Origin of the sequence: Neptuniibacter pectenicola, assembly GCF_001597735.1 — a bacterium.
Taxonomy (GTDB): domain Bacteria; phylum Pseudomonadota; class Gammaproteobacteria; order Pseudomonadales; family Balneatricaceae; genus Neptuniibacter; species Neptuniibacter pectenicola.
Window position 1 is genome coordinate 205,403 of record NZ_LUTS01000005.1, and the last position, 16,349, is coordinate 221,751.

The 16,349-nt window shown below is 47.2% G+C and carries 13 protein-coding genes; 4 read left to right on the top strand and 9 right to left on the bottom strand.

Annotated elements, in window-relative coordinates:
- Window positions 1-24: 24 nt before the first annotated feature.
- On the bottom strand, window positions 25-1,800 hold the full coding sequence (locus tag A3773_RS08760; protein ID WP_067985095.1) for a phosphoethanolamine transferase: 1,776 nt from the start codon (window positions 1,798-1,800) through the stop codon (window positions 25-27).
- A 348-nt stretch (window positions 1,801-2,148) separates the two neighbouring features.
- Between A3773_RS08760 and A3773_RS08765 the strand changes: the two genes are divergently transcribed.
- Window positions 2,149-3,147 (top strand): branched-chain amino acid aminotransferase, encoded by a 999-nt coding sequence (locus A3773_RS08765; protein ID WP_067985098.1) that lies wholly within the window; start codon window positions 2,149-2,151, stop codon window positions 3,145-3,147.
- A gap of 55 nt (window positions 3,148-3,202) precedes the next feature.
- On the opposite strand, the gene glnE is transcribed toward A3773_RS08765, so the two are convergent.
- Window positions 3,203-6,094 carry a bifunctional [glutamate--ammonia ligase]-adenylyl-L-tyrosine phosphorylase/[glutamate--ammonia-ligase] adenylyltransferase gene (gene glnE, locus A3773_RS08770; protein ID WP_067985100.1) on the bottom strand — a complete coding sequence of 964 codons (2,892 nt, stop codon included), beginning with the start codon at window positions 6,092-6,094 and terminating at the stop codon, window positions 3,203-3,205.
- Between the two features lie 101 nt (window positions 6,095-6,195).
- Window positions 6,196-7,317: a CYTH domain-containing protein gene (locus A3773_RS08775; protein ID WP_067985103.1), complete on the bottom strand. Its 1,122-nt coding sequence runs from the start codon at window positions 7,315-7,317 to the stop codon at window positions 6,196-6,198.
- 213 nt (window positions 7,318-7,530) lie between these two features.
- Here A3773_RS08775 and argE point away from each other — a divergent pair, with 213 nt between their 5' ends.
- On the top strand, window positions 7,531-8,682 hold the full coding sequence (argE, locus tag A3773_RS08780) for an acetylornithine deacetylase (protein ID WP_156473480.1): 1,152 nt from the start codon (window positions 7,531-7,533) through the stop codon (window positions 8,680-8,682).
- A gap of 6 nt (window positions 8,683-8,688) precedes the next feature.
- Window positions 8,689-10,029: an amino-acid N-acetyltransferase gene (argA, locus tag A3773_RS08785; protein WP_067985107.1), complete on the top strand. Its 1,341-nt coding sequence runs from the start codon at window positions 8,689-8,691 to the stop codon at window positions 10,027-10,029.
- Window positions 10,030-10,039: 10 nt separating this feature from the next.
- On the opposite strand, the gene A3773_RS08790 is transcribed toward argA, so the two are convergent.
- The 6 genes from A3773_RS08790 to ald form a co-directional block, all read right to left on the bottom strand.
- A complete protein-coding gene (locus tag A3773_RS08790; RefSeq protein ID WP_067985109.1) occupies window positions 10,040-11,401 on the bottom strand; it encodes an ATP-binding protein in 1,362 nt (453 codons plus the stop codon).
- Window positions 11,398-12,087, bottom strand: a complete 690-nt coding sequence (locus tag A3773_RS08795; protein WP_067985111.1) for a response regulator transcription factor — start codon at window positions 12,085-12,087, stop codon at window positions 11,398-11,400. Before A3773_RS08795 ends, A3773_RS08790 begins: the two co-directional genes overlap by 4 nt.
- A 16-nt stretch (window positions 12,088-12,103) precedes the next feature.
- Window positions 12,104-12,379, bottom strand: coding sequence for a PepSY domain-containing protein (locus A3773_RS08800; protein ID WP_067985113.1), 276 nt, complete (start codon window positions 12,377-12,379; stop codon window positions 12,104-12,106).
- Window positions 12,380-12,615: 236 nt separating this feature from the next.
- Complete coding sequence (locus A3773_RS08805) at window positions 12,616-12,810, bottom strand: YgaP family membrane protein (RefSeq protein ID WP_067985114.1); 195 nt, start codon at window positions 12,808-12,810, stop codon at window positions 12,616-12,618.
- A 79-nt stretch (window positions 12,811-12,889) separates the two neighbouring features.
- Window positions 12,890-13,138, bottom strand: coding sequence for a hypothetical protein (locus A3773_RS08810; RefSeq protein ID WP_067985116.1), 249 nt, complete (start codon window positions 13,136-13,138; stop codon window positions 12,890-12,892).
- 84 nt (window positions 13,139-13,222) lie between these two features.
- On the bottom strand, window positions 13,223-14,332 hold the full coding sequence (gene ald, locus A3773_RS08815) for an alanine dehydrogenase (RefSeq protein ID WP_067985118.1): 1,110 nt from the start codon (window positions 14,330-14,332) through the stop codon (window positions 13,223-13,225).
- 173 nt (window positions 14,333-14,505) lie between these two features.
- Between ald and ilvD the strand changes: the two genes are divergently transcribed.
- Window positions 14,506-16,338 (top strand): dihydroxy-acid dehydratase, encoded by a 1,833-nt coding sequence (gene ilvD / locus A3773_RS08820; RefSeq protein WP_067985120.1) that lies wholly within the window; start codon window positions 14,506-14,508, stop codon window positions 16,336-16,338.
- Window positions 16,339-16,349 lie beyond the last annotated feature (11 nt).

Genomic DNA, 16,349 nt, shown 5'->3' on the forward strand with positions numbered 1-16,349 from the left:
AAATGCAGCGTGAACAAACATAATCTATAACTCACCGTGCTGAGTTGGTGTGAGACGACGATCGAAAATAGCCCGGTATTCAGGCATGAGCTCTTGATAGGGCTGTATGGTTTTGCCGTCGGGCAAGGTGGCGCTCTGTCGGTCAAAATCAATATGTATATAGCGGAGGTCGGGTAGTACAAGTACCGCATTGGGCTCGTTGTGAAGCGTTTTCATATATGCGGAAACCACACGTAACCTTGCTGGATCGATTTTACTCATCAGGTTGATGCCGTTGATCTCCGTGACCGGCTGGATTTGCATTAATTTCAAGATAGTGGCGAAAATATCAGCTTGGCTAACGGGAGCTGTTTCGTTTGCTTTAAGGGTGTCGATTGCGTCAGCAGGCGGGAAAACCATGAGCGCATTGTGTATTACACCGGAGCCGTAACCCGCGTTAAAGGATGTCTTGTTATGTGAGACATCTTGACCGTGATCTGACGAGAAAAAGACCCAGGCATTAGGGTCTTTTTGTCTCACCGCTTTGACCAAGGAGGTAAGGTACAAGTCAGTGTAGAGCACGGTATTATCATAAGCGTTCATGCCGTTAGGATTATTTTCCGGTAGAAACTGCTTGATATAGTCGGGGGAATGGCTGCTGTAAGGGTAGTGGCTACCATTCATTTGCGCGACTAATAGCATTGGGGCTTCAGACTTTCTATCGAGAGCCGTTTGTAGATAAGGCAGTATCCCCTCTTCGAGTACTTTCATATCGTCGGCACCTTCTGACACAGAAACCGATGCGCTGAAATCGGTGCCAGAACGGTAGAAGTCTAAGTCCTGATCAACAAAGATTTGGTCTACGTTACGCCATTGGAAATCTTGGGCGCTGATTAATGCTGTTTTATACCCAGCCGCCTTGGCGTAATTGAAAATAGTGGGGCTGCTATAGACTAAACCGTGGGGGTCGATGCCTTGTAGTCCGGTTAACATATAAGGAACAGAGCTTAATGTACGGGTGCCGATACTGACGGCATTGCGATACAGGATCAGCTCGTTAGCTGCCATCATCTGCTGCAGTTTAGGGGTCGTCTGCCGCTCATATCCGGCGATGCCGGTATGGTCTAAAGTGAGTGATTCGCCAACGATAAAGACGATATTGGGCAGGCCTTCGACCGGTTTCTGTGGTGTTAAGACCGGCTTGTCAGCCAGTTTGCCTTCAAACGCGTTTCGTTCAATCAGGCTGGGAAAGACGCCGGCATAAGCGACAGTACTGAATTGAAATTTACTGATACCGTACCAGCTAAACGATACCAGTAAAAAAAAGAGAGAGGCAACCACTACACTGCATGCTCTCAGCCATAGTTTGGGTTTGAGCTCTAGGCGGAAGAGCAACAGTAACAGCGGTAGCTCAATGAGAAGCAGTAATAGCGGTTTGAGAATAATGGCGTTATCTAGCCACAGCTCTAGGGTTAATAAAGGGTCAGCGGCAACAAAGCGTAGGTCAAAGACGGTGACAAAATTACGATAGATCGCAAAATAAGATTGTTGGGCGATCTGCGTGCCGAGTATAAAAAACATAAAGAGTGAACGAACACTGCCGTTTTTGCTCGGGGCAAGGATGACCATGAGCAGTAACAACGAGATGAGGCTGAAGCTGTAGTTGACCCAAAACCGTTTTCCCGTCCAGTTTTCCATGAGCCACGTAAGATCACGCACTAAAAATAGATCACATAAGGCGAGGCATAGAAAGATGATAAGGAAGGCGCGTTTAGGCGCTGATTTTCCTAAGTTAACGAGTCTAGTTAATAATTGTTCCATTCTTTCTCATTAGGCCGCGACAGTGTATCCAAAAGCAAAAAAACGATAGTTACGGGTACTGCAACCGGTGCTGTTGGAACGTCATGTTTGATAGGTTGTTTGAAACGACATTTTTTTCTAGCTGAGAATCATACAATAATTAGTAAAAACACCCAATTTGTATTTAGAAATAGGGTAAGACAATTTTTTTACAGGAAGAGGCTATGTTATCGGTAGAGGTAATTCCAATTTGCGCTTTTGAGGATTAGAATGTCAGCCCTATTTATACTCATCATTTTTCATCTCTGTCGCTTTTCCCTATGTGTGGGATCTATCGGCACAGCAGGTAATTAATTAAAGGAAGGTATCATGGCTACTGCATTTGGCTCCGTTTTTATGCCGGAAATGTCAATCACTTGGTTTGACGGTTCAAGCTGGAGTGCGGTCGAAATGGTCCCGAGTAATAGCATTCAGTTACATCCGGGTGCGCATGTTTTACATTATGCGAGCACCTGTTTTGAAGGCCTTAAGGCATTTAGGCATGCGGATGGTTCAGTTAAAGTGTTCCGTATTGACCGTAACGTGGCCCGTTTAGCACAAAGTGCACGTTTATTGGCGCTGCCTGAACTCGATGAAGGCTTTGTCACTCAGATGATTTTAGATACGGTAAAACGTTTTGAGTCTGATGTGCCACAACCTCCGGGTTCCATGTACATCCGTCCTACATTGTTCGGTACTGAGCCTGCTGTTGGTAAAGCTGCTGCACCGTCTGAAACAGCGTGTTTCTATGTATTGCTTTCGCCGGTTGGTGACTACTTTGCCGGTGGTGATCGTGCTTTACGTATTTTGGTAGAAGACCAAGGTCTGCGTTGTGCACCGCATAACGGTATGATCAAAAGTGGTGGCAACTACGCGAGTGCGCTGTTACCTACCATGAAAGCTAAAGCTGAACATAAAGTTGATCAGGTTTTATTCTGTCCAAACGGAGATGTTCAGGAAACGGGTGCGGCAAACTTCCTATTAATTGATGGTGATGAAGTGATCACCCGCTCCCTAGATGATAGTTTCTTGCACGGTGTTACCCGTGATAGCGTTTTAACGATTGCCCGCGATTTAGGTATGAAAGTAACCGAGCGTACAATTACCGTTGATGAAATGCTGGAACGTATCAAAAAACCGGGCTGTGAAGCGGCGCTATCTGGTACGGCTGCGGTTCTTGCGCCAGTTGGAACGATGGTTTATCAAGATAAAGAATACAAAGTAGGTAATGGTGGTATTGGTGAAACTACCGTTAAACTACGTACTGCGCTGAATGATATTCAGTGGGGTAAAGCAGAAGATAAGCACGGTTGGTTAACGGACGTTTAATCTAAACGTTTTGCTTTTGACGAGGGCGGACTTTGTAAAAAGTCCGCCCTTTTTGTTATGGCGTCATCACTGTCTGCCAAATTGTGGCGACCGCTTCCCTCAGATCCTTCATCTCTGAGGCTGAGATCGTATTTGATAAATCTTGCATCGATTGTTTATGGCCGACTGCACGATAGGCTTTATAGGCTTCCCGCAGGATCTCCGTTTCTTTTTCTTCCAGTAGACCTACGTTTTCAACGGCATCCAAAATGCGGATGTTATCGGTAAACTGGTACAGTTCCGGATATTGGCTTGCGTAATTGAGTACCAAGAACTGAACTAAAAACTCAATATCAACAATGCCGCCTCGGTCGTGTTTAAGGTGGAATACCTGATCGCTTTCACTACTTTTGCTGCCTAAGTGCTGACGCATCTTCTCCCGCATTTCGGTGACATCAGTTAATAACTTTTTGCTTTCACGTTTTTGTCCAAGAATGTCAGCTCGCACAGCTTCAAAGCGGCTCTTGAGCGCAAGATCACCGGCCACAACGCGGGCGCGGACTAAGGCTTGATGCTCCCATGTCCAAGCCTCTTTCTGTTGGTATTCAGCAAAAGCCTTGAGTGAACTCACTAATAAGCCGGAGTTGCCTGAAGGGCGAAGGCGCATATCTACTTCATAGAGCTGGCCGGAGGTGGTGAAGGTGTTGAGTATATGAATAATTTTTTGACCTAAACGGGTGAAGAACACCGCATTAGGGATCTGTTTGTTGCCATCGGTAAAGAGGTTAGGGTCGGCATCATGGATGAAAACCAGATCTAAATCTGATCCGTAGGAGAGCTCAATCCCTCCCATTTTTCCGTACCCTAAAACGATAAAGTCGGGATCACAGGGCACGCCGGCGGTTTTTTGCGGTAAGCCATGTTTTTCGGTCATGAGCTTCCATGCGATATCGACTACCGCTTCTAAGATCACTTCCGCTGTCCATGTTAAGTAATCACTCACTTTCATGAGAGGCAGGGCATCGGTAATCTCTGATGCCGCCACTTTGAGTACATGGGCATTTTTGAAATAACGCAATGCATCCATAAGTTGCTCGGTATCCTCTTCGGGGATACGCAAAAGCTGTTGCCGGAGCTCGCTGTTAAGCTGTTCCTTATTGGGGGGGGCATATAAGGTATTTTGATCGATCAGTTCATCAAGTAAGATCGGGTGGGTTCGTAGTTTTTCGGAGAACCAGTTAGAAGCCGAACAGAGTTTGACCAGCTGTTGTAATGCATCAGGGTTTTCGGCTAACAGAACCAGGTAAGCGGAGCGGCGTAATATGGCTTGGATCAGTTCGAAAACGCGGCTTAATGTTTCAGTCGGGTTATCGGTTTTTATGACCTCTTGAAACAGGATAGGCAGGACCAGCAAAAGCCGATCTTGCGCTATTTTCTGTAGCATCTGTACGGTTTTTGATTGGCGCAGGGTGTCGATCAGGTGCCACGCTTCGTCTGGGGTATCAAACCCTTGTTCTTTTAAAATGGCTTCCGCTTGTTCGTTGTCTAATTCATCCTTCCACAGTGACAGCCATAGCTGTTGATCCGTTGAGGTTTGCTCTGGATCTTCCTCCTCACTGGGGGCAATTAAATCGGTAAAGTGGTGACGAACCTTTTCCCGTTGCGCGTCTAAATGCTGTGTAAAAGAGGCCCATGTATCAAAGCCCATGTTAAATGCGAGACGGAGTTGTTCCTGCTCGGTTGTTGGTAGCTCTTGTGTTTGCTTGTCGGCGACCGCTTGGATAGCGTGTTCTGTATTGCGTAAAAAAAGATACGCTTGCATGAGTTCATCTGCGGCGATTTGCGGCATGCCGACCGCCTCTGGTAGTAAGGGAAGGATGTTACAAAGCTCTCTCTGTTGCAGCCTTGTGTCGCGTCCCCCACGTAAAAGCTGGAAGACCTGTGCAATAAACTCCACCTCTCGAATGCCGCCGGCGCCTAACTTAACATTGTTGTTAAGTCCTTTTCGCCGTACTTCACGGCTGATCATATCTTTCATCTCGCGGAGTGAGTCAAAAGCGCTGAAGTCTATATATTTACGGTAAACAAAAGGACGCAGAATGCCCATAAGTTCCTGTCCCGCCTCTTTGTCACCCGCCATTACGCGTGCTTTGATCATGGCATAGCGCTCCCATTCGCGGCCATGATCTTGGTAGTAACCTTCCATCGCATCAAAACTGATGGCGAGAGGGCCTGCTGACCCGAAAGGGCGTAAGCGCATATCAACGCGAAAGACAAAACCGTCAATGGTTGTATTATCGAGCGCCTGAATCAGTTTTTTGCCTAAGCGGATAAAGAAGTCTTGGTTATCTAGGCATTTTTTACTGCCTTCAGTCTCGCCATTTTCAGGGTAAACAAAGATAAGGTCTATATCTGACGATAGGTTGAGCTCGTTAGCGCCGAGTTTGCCCATCCCCAGTACCACCATGCGTTGGGGGTTTTTGCTGTCTCTTCCTATCGGCGTGCCCCAACGTTCGCAGGCGTGTAGGTATAACCAATTCATGGTTTGCTCTACACAGGCATCGGCTAACCAAGAGAGTTCGCGGGTTGTGGTGCGCATATCGCTCAAGCGGTTTAAATCCCGCCAAATTAAACGCACCTGCTCCCGCTGCCTAAAGCAGCGAACGGCTGTGTGCAGTTGCTCTTCTGTTTCTAAGGAGGCAAAACGTGTTTTTAAGCACTGCTGGTAATGATCTTCATCATAGTCAGAATAGAGGTCGCCACTGTCTAATAAGTTAGACAGCATCTCAGTGTTGCGCCCCAGTTGCTCGGCCACAAACGTGCTACCTGTTAAAACCCGGGAGAGATCATCTGCAAATGAGGCCGGTGATGATGTGACGTGATCCAAGGCCGCTGATATTTGATCCCAGTTTTGTTGTAAAACAGGGCGTAGTGCTTCGGGTAGTTGTTCCATCTGGGGTTTCAGCATGGGTCGTGTGGCTCCTGAGAAGAATCCTTTAATCGTATCAGTGCTGATTAGATTGTGTCCTGATCGCTGTCAGGTATCTAATACATCCGTTATCTATCTGCTTAGTTATCGAATAACGCGTGCCCAGCCAGCTGCTTGTGTGTGTTGTTCCAACGCTTGCGCCAAGCGCGTTCGATCAGTTGTTCTGAAATGAGCAGGGCTAGCACGCCGGGTTCTGCGGTTTGCAGTAGGACATTAATTCTAGCAGCCGCTTGTTCCGCCTGTTGTTGAAACCAGCGGCACTCTTTATTTCCTGAGAGGAGTGCAGTCCTGCGCCAAGCATCGATATCTCTTAACTGACGTATGAGTTTGGTTAGCAGTTGGTTGATCGCCCCGTCAGGATCGGCAGGGATAATACTGCTAAAGCTTTCATAGAATGCGCCTACATTGCGGAGTGATTCCAGTGCCAGTGGGATAAATTTCCAGTTCTGGGTGAAGTGCCATGCTTCAAAATAGCGTGGCCATAAACTGAGTTCATTTTTAAGCAGCTCAATAAAGGCCTGTTCGAGGGTGGTGCAGTCATCAAACGAGGGTATAGAGCGGTGGACTTCATAGGCGTCGGTGTTGAGTAAACGGTAGCCCCGTTCAGCTTTACTGACGTCGCTAATATAAAGGGGGACATGTTTGGCTAATTTGAGGGCAAACTTGACGAGCTCTGGGGCATCGCCCTCAAGTAACTCAAGTTCTAGCTCGCACAGGGTGTCTTCCTTATTGGCGGCGGTGACGCTGCCTTGGTCTAGTGCTATTTCGGCTTTTAGCACGTTACCTTGGCTATCTAGGGTGTCTAGTATCCACGTTGTGCGCTGAAAGTTTGTTGTAAACGCTGGCGCTATACTGCTTTGTAAGGCCTGAGTATTGAGTGCATTTGGCCATTCAGCGGAGGCGAGGCGTTGAAAGTCGAGTTCGGGAGAATCGAGTAACCATTCCCACTCATTTCTGCTGTGCATGCCTGCTTCAGAGGTGCCACTACTCTTTAGCGTTTGTATGAGTTGCTCACCTTTTTTACGAATACGCAGTGCGACCTTGTGTTGGGTCAGCAGTTGGTCAGGGGTATCGTAATAGGTGTTACCTAAGTTTTCGGTTTTTAGCTCCCTTACCTGCTCTGAGCGAAACAGCGGTTGGCGCTTTAGGGATTCAACATGGTGTGGACTTAGGGTTAGTTTAAGCTCGACTTCAAGTGCCATCGTTTTATTCTCAATACTCTGGGTTCGGCGTGTTATCTTAATTATTATGTTAAGCGCTGCATTAATGCAGATGATCTAATGGGATTCAGTTTACCTCAGCTATCGCTGGAAAACTCTATCTAAACGTGAGTGCTCAGCTTAAAATGTTGTACAGAGCCACCCGCCATAAAAAATTATACAAAGACGATTAACCCGTCTTTTTAGGAGATGCTGATGTCAAAAAGTTGCCCTGATTTGGTCACTATGTTGTCACAATTGATTGCCAGCCCATCGGTCAGTTGTACTCAGCCTGATTGGGATCAAAGCAATCTCCCTGTGATTGAATTGCTTGAAGGTTGGCTGTCCCATTTGGGCTTTGACACTGAGGTGATGCCGATTGCTGGGCGGCCAGGTAAAGCCAATCTAATTGCAACCTTAGGGAAAGGCCCCGGCGGGTTGGTGTTGTCTGGGCATACGGACACCGTGCCTTTTAATGCACAGCGTTGGCAGAGTGACCCTTTTAAGTTGACGGAAAAAGAGAACCGCTTTTATGGTTTAGGCACCTGTGACATGAAAGGCTTTTTTCCTATTGCGATTGAAGCAGCGAAGAAATTCCTTGATCAGTCATTAAAGCAGCCGCTCATTATTTTGGCGACCGCCGATGAAGAGAGTTCGATGAGTGGTGCGCGCGCATTAGCGACCTCGGGTAAGCCAAAGGCGCGTTATGCCATTATCGGCGAGCCTACAGGGATGAAACCGATCTATATGCATAAAGGCATGATGATGGAGTCGGTTCGAATCGAAGGTAAGGCGGGTCACTCTTCTGACCCATCCCTTGGGGCGAATGCATTGGATGCTATGCACTCTGTGTTGTCAGAACTTATCGCGTTCCGTAATGAGATGAAGCAGAACCATCGAAATAGTGCGTTTAAGATTGCAGAACCTACGCTTAACTTAGGTTGTATTCATGGGGGGGATAACCCAAATCGTATCTGTGGCAATTGTGAACTGGAGTACGACCTGCGTCCGCTGCCGGGTATGAGTTTGGATAATTTACGTGAAGATGTGAGTAAACGCTTAGCGCCGTTAGCCCATCAGTTTGGGGTTAATATTACAACCGAAGCACTGTTCCCAGGGATCCCTGCGTTTGCTAATCAGCGGGATTCAGATTTAGTGCGGATGGCTGAGAAATTAACGGGCTTTCAAGCGGAATCGGTTGCGTTTGGTACGGAAGCGCCGTTTATGCAAGATTTAGGTATGGATACGATTGTGATGGGGCCGGGCTCTATTGATCAAGCTCATCAACCGGATGAGTATTTGGCTTTTGATCAGATTAAGCCTACAGTAGCCATATTAGAGAAAATGATCACTCAATACTGTTTGTAGACTGCTGTGAATAACGATACTAAACAATACGTTAATTGGTTCCGTCACTCCTCGCCTTACATCAACGCGCATCGTGGTAACACCTTTGTACTGATGCTAAGTGGTGAGTCTGTTGCCGATCCTAATTTTGCCAACATAGTGCATGATATTGCACTACTGAACAGCCTCGGTGTGAGGTTGATTTTGGTGCATGGCTCCCGTCCACAAATCAGTGAACGCTTACAGCAAAAATCGATTCAGTCGCAACTTCATCATCACCTGAGGGTGACGGATCAAGATACGATGACCTGTGTGATTGAGGCATCCGCTATCGTGCGTGCAGAGGTTGAAGCGCGCTTATCACTTGGTTTACCAAATACACCGATGGCTGGGTCACGGATAAAGGTGATTTCTGGTAATTTTGTGACGGCTAAGCCGGTTGGTGTTTTAGATGGCATTGATATGGCTCATACCGGCGAAGTTCGTCGTATTGATCATGAAGCGATTGTGCAGCAATTAGATGATGGCAATATCGTTTTGTTATCCCATTTAGGTTATTCACCGACAGGTGAGTTGTTTAACCTTTCTGTTGAAGATGTAGCGACCTGTGCAGCAGCGGCTCTTGAGGCGGATAAATTAATTATTTTTGGTGCGGATAACGGTGTGTCCGATAGTTCGGGGCAGCTGCGTAGTGAGCTGCTAACACGTAAAGCTGAACGCTTAGTTAGCCAGTACCTTGCCTCACTAGAGGATACTGATCAGCCGCATACTGAACTCTCTCGTCATTTAGAAGCGGCCGTTAATGCGTGCCGTAAAGGCGTAAAACGTTGTCATCTTATTAGTTTTAAAGAAGATGGCGCCTTATTGGCTGAACTTTTTACCCGTGATGGTTCCGGCACCATGATTCTGTCCGAGTCATATGAGCAGCTTAAACCTGCGTGTATAGAAGACGTAGGCGCTGTCTTGGAGTTGATCCGGCCGCTAGAGGCGAACGGTACTTTAGTCCGCCGTTCACGGGAGGTGTTGGAAAATGAAATTGAACGCTTCACCTTGATCGAACGTGATGGCTTTGTTATCGGTTGTGCGGCGTTATACCCCTTTATAGAAGAGAAAGTCGGTGAGTTGGCCTGTGTGGTCGTGGCGGCCGAATATAAAGGAGGAGCGCGCGGAGATGAGCTGCTTCGAGCGGTGGAGAAACAGGCTCGGCAACAAGGCCTTGAAAAGTTATTTGTGCTGACAACCAAAACCGCCCATTGGTTTCTTGAGCGCGGATTTGTCGAAAGTAATGTGAATCAATTGCCGAATGAGAAAAAGGCCCTGTTTAACCTACAGCGTAATTCTAAAGTGTTTATTCGCGATTTAGGTTAGGCCGTTGTTCTTAGTCAGGGAAGCGGATCACAAAACAGGTTCCACCAAGTGGTGAGTCTTTAACCTCTATGGCTCCTTGGTAGCAACTGATGATATCGGTTGCCACTGAGAGGCCGATCCCTTGTCCTTGAATTGACGTGTCTAAGCGTTCACCCCGTTGCAAGATTACCTGTCGCATATCCGGCGTGACCCCAGGGCCATCATCACAGATTGATAGTTTAAGCTCGCCATTGATATGGGTACCTGAGACTTTCACTCGACTGTTGCCGTATTTAAACGCGTTTTCCATAATGTTGCCGAGCACTTCCATTAGGTCGCGCTCATCACCATGAAATAGCAGATCATCGGCAAGATCGACGTCGGTCAGCACCGCTTTGTTGCGGTAGACCTTCCCTAGTGCGCTCAGCATGCGGTTAATAATCGGCGTTACGTTGACTGATTTTCCAAGAGGCTTGTGGTGGCTTTTAACGGCCCGTGTCAGTTGGTATTGGACGATTTGATCCATCCGTTCCACTTGCTCAGCGACCAATGTTTGGTAGGTGTGTAGCTCGTGTTCTTCTAGTTCTGCGCCGCGCATTACCGCTAATGGGGTTTTTAAACTGTGGGCGAGATCGCCCAAGGTATTTCGATACCGTTCCCGCTGTTTGCGTTCGCTTTCAATCAGTTCGTTTAGGTTTTCTGTAACCGGTTGGACTTCGTCAGGGTAGTGGCCGCCGAGTTTGTCCGCTTCACCTGATTCTATCGCTTTTAAGTCTCGGGCAAGTCGTCTTAACGGCGTGAGGCCCCAGCTTAAGATAAAGGTTTGTGCGAGTAGGGCGACAAGGAAAATAATGCCGAGCCAGATACTTAATTGTTGTTCATAGGCGGTTATATCACGCGTAACAAGCTCATCTGATTCCATTACGGTGAAAAGGAATGAGTGCTCCTCCCCCTTATTTTCCCAAATGATCCGCAGCTGGAAGCTAAAAATACCGGCGTCGGGTTTATGCTCAAAAAGCGGCTCTCCGGTTGTGATGCCGCCTAAACTGATAACTTCTGATAGTTTAGGGTCATCCAACAAAATGGAGGAGAGTGAGCGCCAGAGGAGTTTGCCATTTTTGTCGTGGATCGCAGCGTAAAGTCCTGAATTCACTTGTTCATAGCGAGGTTCTTGGAGTCGTTCAGGGAAGATAATATGATCTTCTTTTAGCTCAACAGCGCCAAGCAGTAAGTACACTTGTAATTGCAGTCGATCTTTTACCGCATTTTCAACACTGTAGTTGTAAGCGTTGCTGAGTGCGAGTCCGGCAATGAGCAGTACAATCGGTAAGATTAATACCGAGGCGATCAGTAAGCGCCCCTGCAGTGAGTGCAGGGGGGATCTTACATTCACTCGCTATCCTTCGATGCGCTGAGAGCAAAGCGGTATCCAAGGCCGCGAACCGTCGTAATAGGGTCGAGGTCTTGATTGGGATCTAATTTTTGACGTAAGCGTCGTACAAAAACCTCTAAGACATTGCTGTCACGGTCAAAGTCTTGATGATAAAGGTGTTCTGTTAACTCGCTTTTAGAGATGGTTTTACCCGCATTTAAGACTAAATACTCAAACGTCCGATATTCGTAGCTGGTCAACTTAACCGCCTCATCATGGCGATAGACAACGCGCCCGGTGGTATCGATTTTAATGGGACCAAATTCAAGGACGGGTTTTGAATGTCCAGCGGCGCGCCGTAGCAATGCATTGAGGCGTGCGGTTAACTCTTCCATATGGAAGGGTTTAACAAGATAGTCGTCTGCCCCAGCTTCTAAGCCTTCGACCTTATCTTGCCAATCGCCGCGTGCCGTTAGAATGATAATAGGGAACTCTTTACCTGCTGCGCGCCAGCCTTTTATGACATCAATCCCTGATACTTTAGGGAGTCCAAGGTCGACAATAGCTAAGTCGTACGGATATTCTTCACCCATATAGAGGGCTTCTTCACCGTCTGCGCTTTCTTCTACTGTGTAGTTATTGCTTCCTAGTGCCGTTACTAATTGGCGGCGTAGATCTGGATCATCTTCAACAACAAGTAATTTCATGTCGGAACTGCTCCCTTTAGTCTTTATCAGGCGTAACGATTTTGCCGTTGAGGCTATCAACTAAGATATCTCTAACACGACCCTCGTTGACAATACGAATAACGTACACGGCTCTGCCATTATGCTCTGATGCTTCTGTTTTGATTACATTGCCTGCTTCATGCTTGGTGGCAATTTCCATCGCTTGTTTTGGCGATAGAACTCCCTGCTGATCATTTGCTAATGCGTTATGACTAAAGCTTACAAGGAGGGATGTAAATAACACAGCAACACGTAAATGCTGGGTAAGCATTGGTAAAACCTCATACTTTATTGATGGGGAATAGTATCCCGTATCCGCTATCAAGTAGTAAATAGAAATGTTTATTTAACTTAATTAGAGGGCTGGAAGCATAGGGCGCAGTCTACGGTGGGAAAACTGTATAGGGCGTGAATAGGTGTTGATGGCGCTTGCGATAATCCGAAAGGATCCATGGGATGGGCCCTTCAGCTCACCCCGTGGTGGGATTCTATCTTTTACGGTGACGGTTATTTGCTACATTTACCACAGGTACTAACACCCAGCAATTTATAGAGAGGGCACCAGCCAAATACTGCGATTAAAATAACCGGTACACCTACCCAACCCCAAAGGGTTTGCGGCCCAACAAAAACCAAAGCAATTAATACCAACCCGGCGATGATGCGGATTACTTTATCGACATTACCAATATTTTTATCCATGATTTCTATACTCTTTATATTAGAAAGTACTGATAATAATATAGTCGATCTGGATCTTAAGTTGAACGTTTGGTTAGGTTTATTTCTCTTTCGCTTGTTGCGCTTTGACTTGGCGCACGGAGAGGATGACAAAACGCACGTTATAGATCATACCGAGTGTGAGTGCTGCCGCTGCGGTGACAATAAATAGGTTGCCGAGTTCTGGAATTTTGAAATACCAGCCTACCCATAATGAAATAATACTGATCAGAGCGATAGGAAGCCCAATTTTTATTAGTAGACTCATCCATTTATCTGAACGGATCTCTTTTTTATCGATAATTGACATGCTTAACCTCAAACTTTTATATGTTTTACAGGGTAGAGTGCAGCCATCAACTGATCAAGAGGTTATGCATAATTTATCGTTCTACTACCGTTCGGTAATCGTATGTAGCGGAAGATCAAATGCGGCTGCTACGCCTTCACATAGAAGTTTTCCCTGCGCAATGTTGAGTCCCTTTGCAAAATTATCATCCTGTTTTACGGTACTTTCCCAGCCATTGTTTGCCAGTTTAATAATATAGGGTAGGGTTGCATTGGTCAGTGCCATGGTTGATGTATGTGCTACTGCGCCCGGCATATTCGCTACGCAGTAGTGGACAACGCCGGCCTGAGTAAACGTGGGGTCTGCATGGGTTGTAGCGTGACTGCTTTCAAAACACCCTCCTTGGTCAATGGCAACATCCACTAAAACAGAACCCTTCTGCATATGGTTTAAGTGATCACGTTTGACTAATTTAGGCGCTGCGGCGCCGGGGATTAATACCGCCCCAATAACCAAGTCGCTGTGGATAACGGCCTCATAGATGCTATCTGGGGTGGAATAGAGGGTTCTTAAGCGGCCATGGAACAGTGTATCCAGTTCACGCAGTCGGTCGGGTGAATTGTCAAAAATGGTGGTGTCCGCGCCTAAGCCCAACGCCATCATTGCGGCGTTCGTACCTACAACCCCACCGCCTAAAATAGCAACCTTGCCCGGTGCTACGCCGGGAACGCCACCGAGTAAAATCCCTCGGCCCTGCTGGGCTATCTCTAAACAGTGGGCCCCCGTTTGAACGGACATGCGTCCAGCCACTTCGCTCATAGGAGCGAGCAAGGGTAAGCGGTGATGGTGATCTGTGATGGTTTCATAAGCGATGGCGATACAGCCTGAGGTTAACAGCGCATCGGTAAGGGGTTTATTAGCCGCTAAATGGAGATAGGCAAATAAGATATGGTCGGCGCGTAAGTAGGGCGTTTCGGAAGCTTGGGGCTCTTTTACCTTAATAATCATCTCCGCTTGGTTCCATACCTCGACGGCGCTGTCACAGAGGGTGGCACCCGCTTGTTGGTAGTGTTGATCACTAAAGCCTATTTTGGCACCGGCGTTTGTTTCTACAAAGAGGACGTGGCCTTGCTGGCTGAGTAGCTTTACCCCCGCGGGGGTGAGTCCAACACGGTACTCATGGACCTTAATCTCTTTAGGAATACCAATACGCATAACGTTTTCTCCCACTATCGGTCTTATATACAGTCTAGACAATGAATGGATAAATCACTTAGTGGCATGCTCTGTTGCATAGAAAACAATGTATAAGCAGGTTGCTTAATGGTGCATTCTGCTATAATCCGCAATTAGCTAAATAAAACTTTATTATTTCAAGGGTCAATCTAATGCCTCAATATCGCTCTAAGACATCGACTGCGGGTCGTAATATGGCGGGTGCGCGTGCGCTATGGCGTGCGACCGGTATGAAGGATGCGGATTTCCACAAGCCTATTATTGCTGTGGCTAACTCGTTTACTCAATTTGTTCCAGGTCACGTACATCTTAAAGACATGGGACAGCTTGTTGCGCGCGAAATTGAAAAGGCGGGGGGCGTAGCAAAAGAATTTAATACGATTGCTGTCGATGATGGCATCGCAATGGGTCATGATGGCATGCTCTATTCGCTGCCTTCTCGCGATATTATCGCTGATTCTGTTGAGTATATGGTTAATGCCCATTGTGCTGATGCGTTAGTTTGTATCTCTAACTGCGATAAAATCACACCGGGGATGTTGATGGCGGCAATGCGCCTTAATATTCCTGTTATCTTTGTTTCCGGTGGTCCAATGGAAGCCGGTAAGACAAAACTATCCGAGCATAAACTGGATCTAGTGGATGCCATGGTGTTGGCGGTTGATCCGGATGCTACGGATGAGATGGTCGACGAAGTTGAGCGTTCTGCATGCCCAACCTGTGGTTCTTGCTCAGGTATGTTTACGGCAAACTCCATGAACTGCTTGGCTGAAGCCTTAGGTTTGGCGCTTCCGGGTAATGGTACGGTGGTGGCTACCCATGCGGATCGTGAACAGCTGTTTTTAGGCGCGGGTCGTACGATTGTTGAGATGGCTAAAAAATATTATGAGCAGGATAATGAAGGTGTACTTCCTCGCTCTGTTGGTTTTAAAGCGTTCGAAAATGCGATCACACTTGATATAGCGATGGGAGGCTCGACCAATACGATTCTTCATCTTTTAGCGATTGCTCAGGAAGCTGAGATCGACTTTACGATGAAAGATATTGATCGTCTTTCTCGCGTTGTGCCTCAGCTTTGTAAAGTCGCGCCGAATACCCCTAAATATCATGTTGAAGATGTACACCGTGCTGGTGGCATTATGGGTATTTTGGGTGAGTTGGATCGTGCGGGCCGATTGCACACTGATGTACCTACGGTACATGAAGCAACGATGAAAGATGCGTTGGATAAATGGGATATTATGCGTAACCCAACGCCTGAAATTATGGAGTTCTATAAGGCGGGCCCTGCAGGCATTCCGACCCAGACAGCGTTTAGCCAAGCAACACGTTGGCCTACACTGGATGGTGACCGTGAGAATGGCTGTATCCGTTCTGTTGAACATGCATACTCATTAGAGGGCGGTTTAGCGGTCTTACACGGTAATATTGCTGTTGATGGCTGTGTTGTGAAATCCGCAGGTGTGGATGAGTCTATTCTTGTATTTGAAGGTCCAGCCCATATTACTGAATCTCAGGATGAGGCGGTTGCCAATATTCTGGATGATAAAGTTAAAGCGGGCGATGTTGTTATCGTGCGTTATGAAGGCCCTAAAGGTGGCCCGGGTATGCAGGAGATGCTTTACCCGACCTCGTATATTAAATCGAAAGGTTTAGGTAAAGCCTGCGCGTTATTAACCGATGGTCGTTTCTCCGGTGGTACTTCTGGGCTGTCAATCGGTCACGTCTCACCTGAGGCGGCTGCGGGTGGCGCAATTGGCTTAGTACGCAATGGTGATCGCATCCGTATTGATATCCCAAACCGTACGATTGACGTTTTGTTGTCGGATGAGGAGCTTGCTGCTCGTCGTGTTGAGCAAGACAAGTTGGGATGGAAACCGGTCGAGGCGCGTCCTCGTAAAGTGTCTGCTGCGCTGAAAGCGTATGCTTTGTTGGCTACCTCAGCTGATAAAGGTGCAGTACGTGATTTGAGCATGCTTGACTAGTCTGTAGCGGG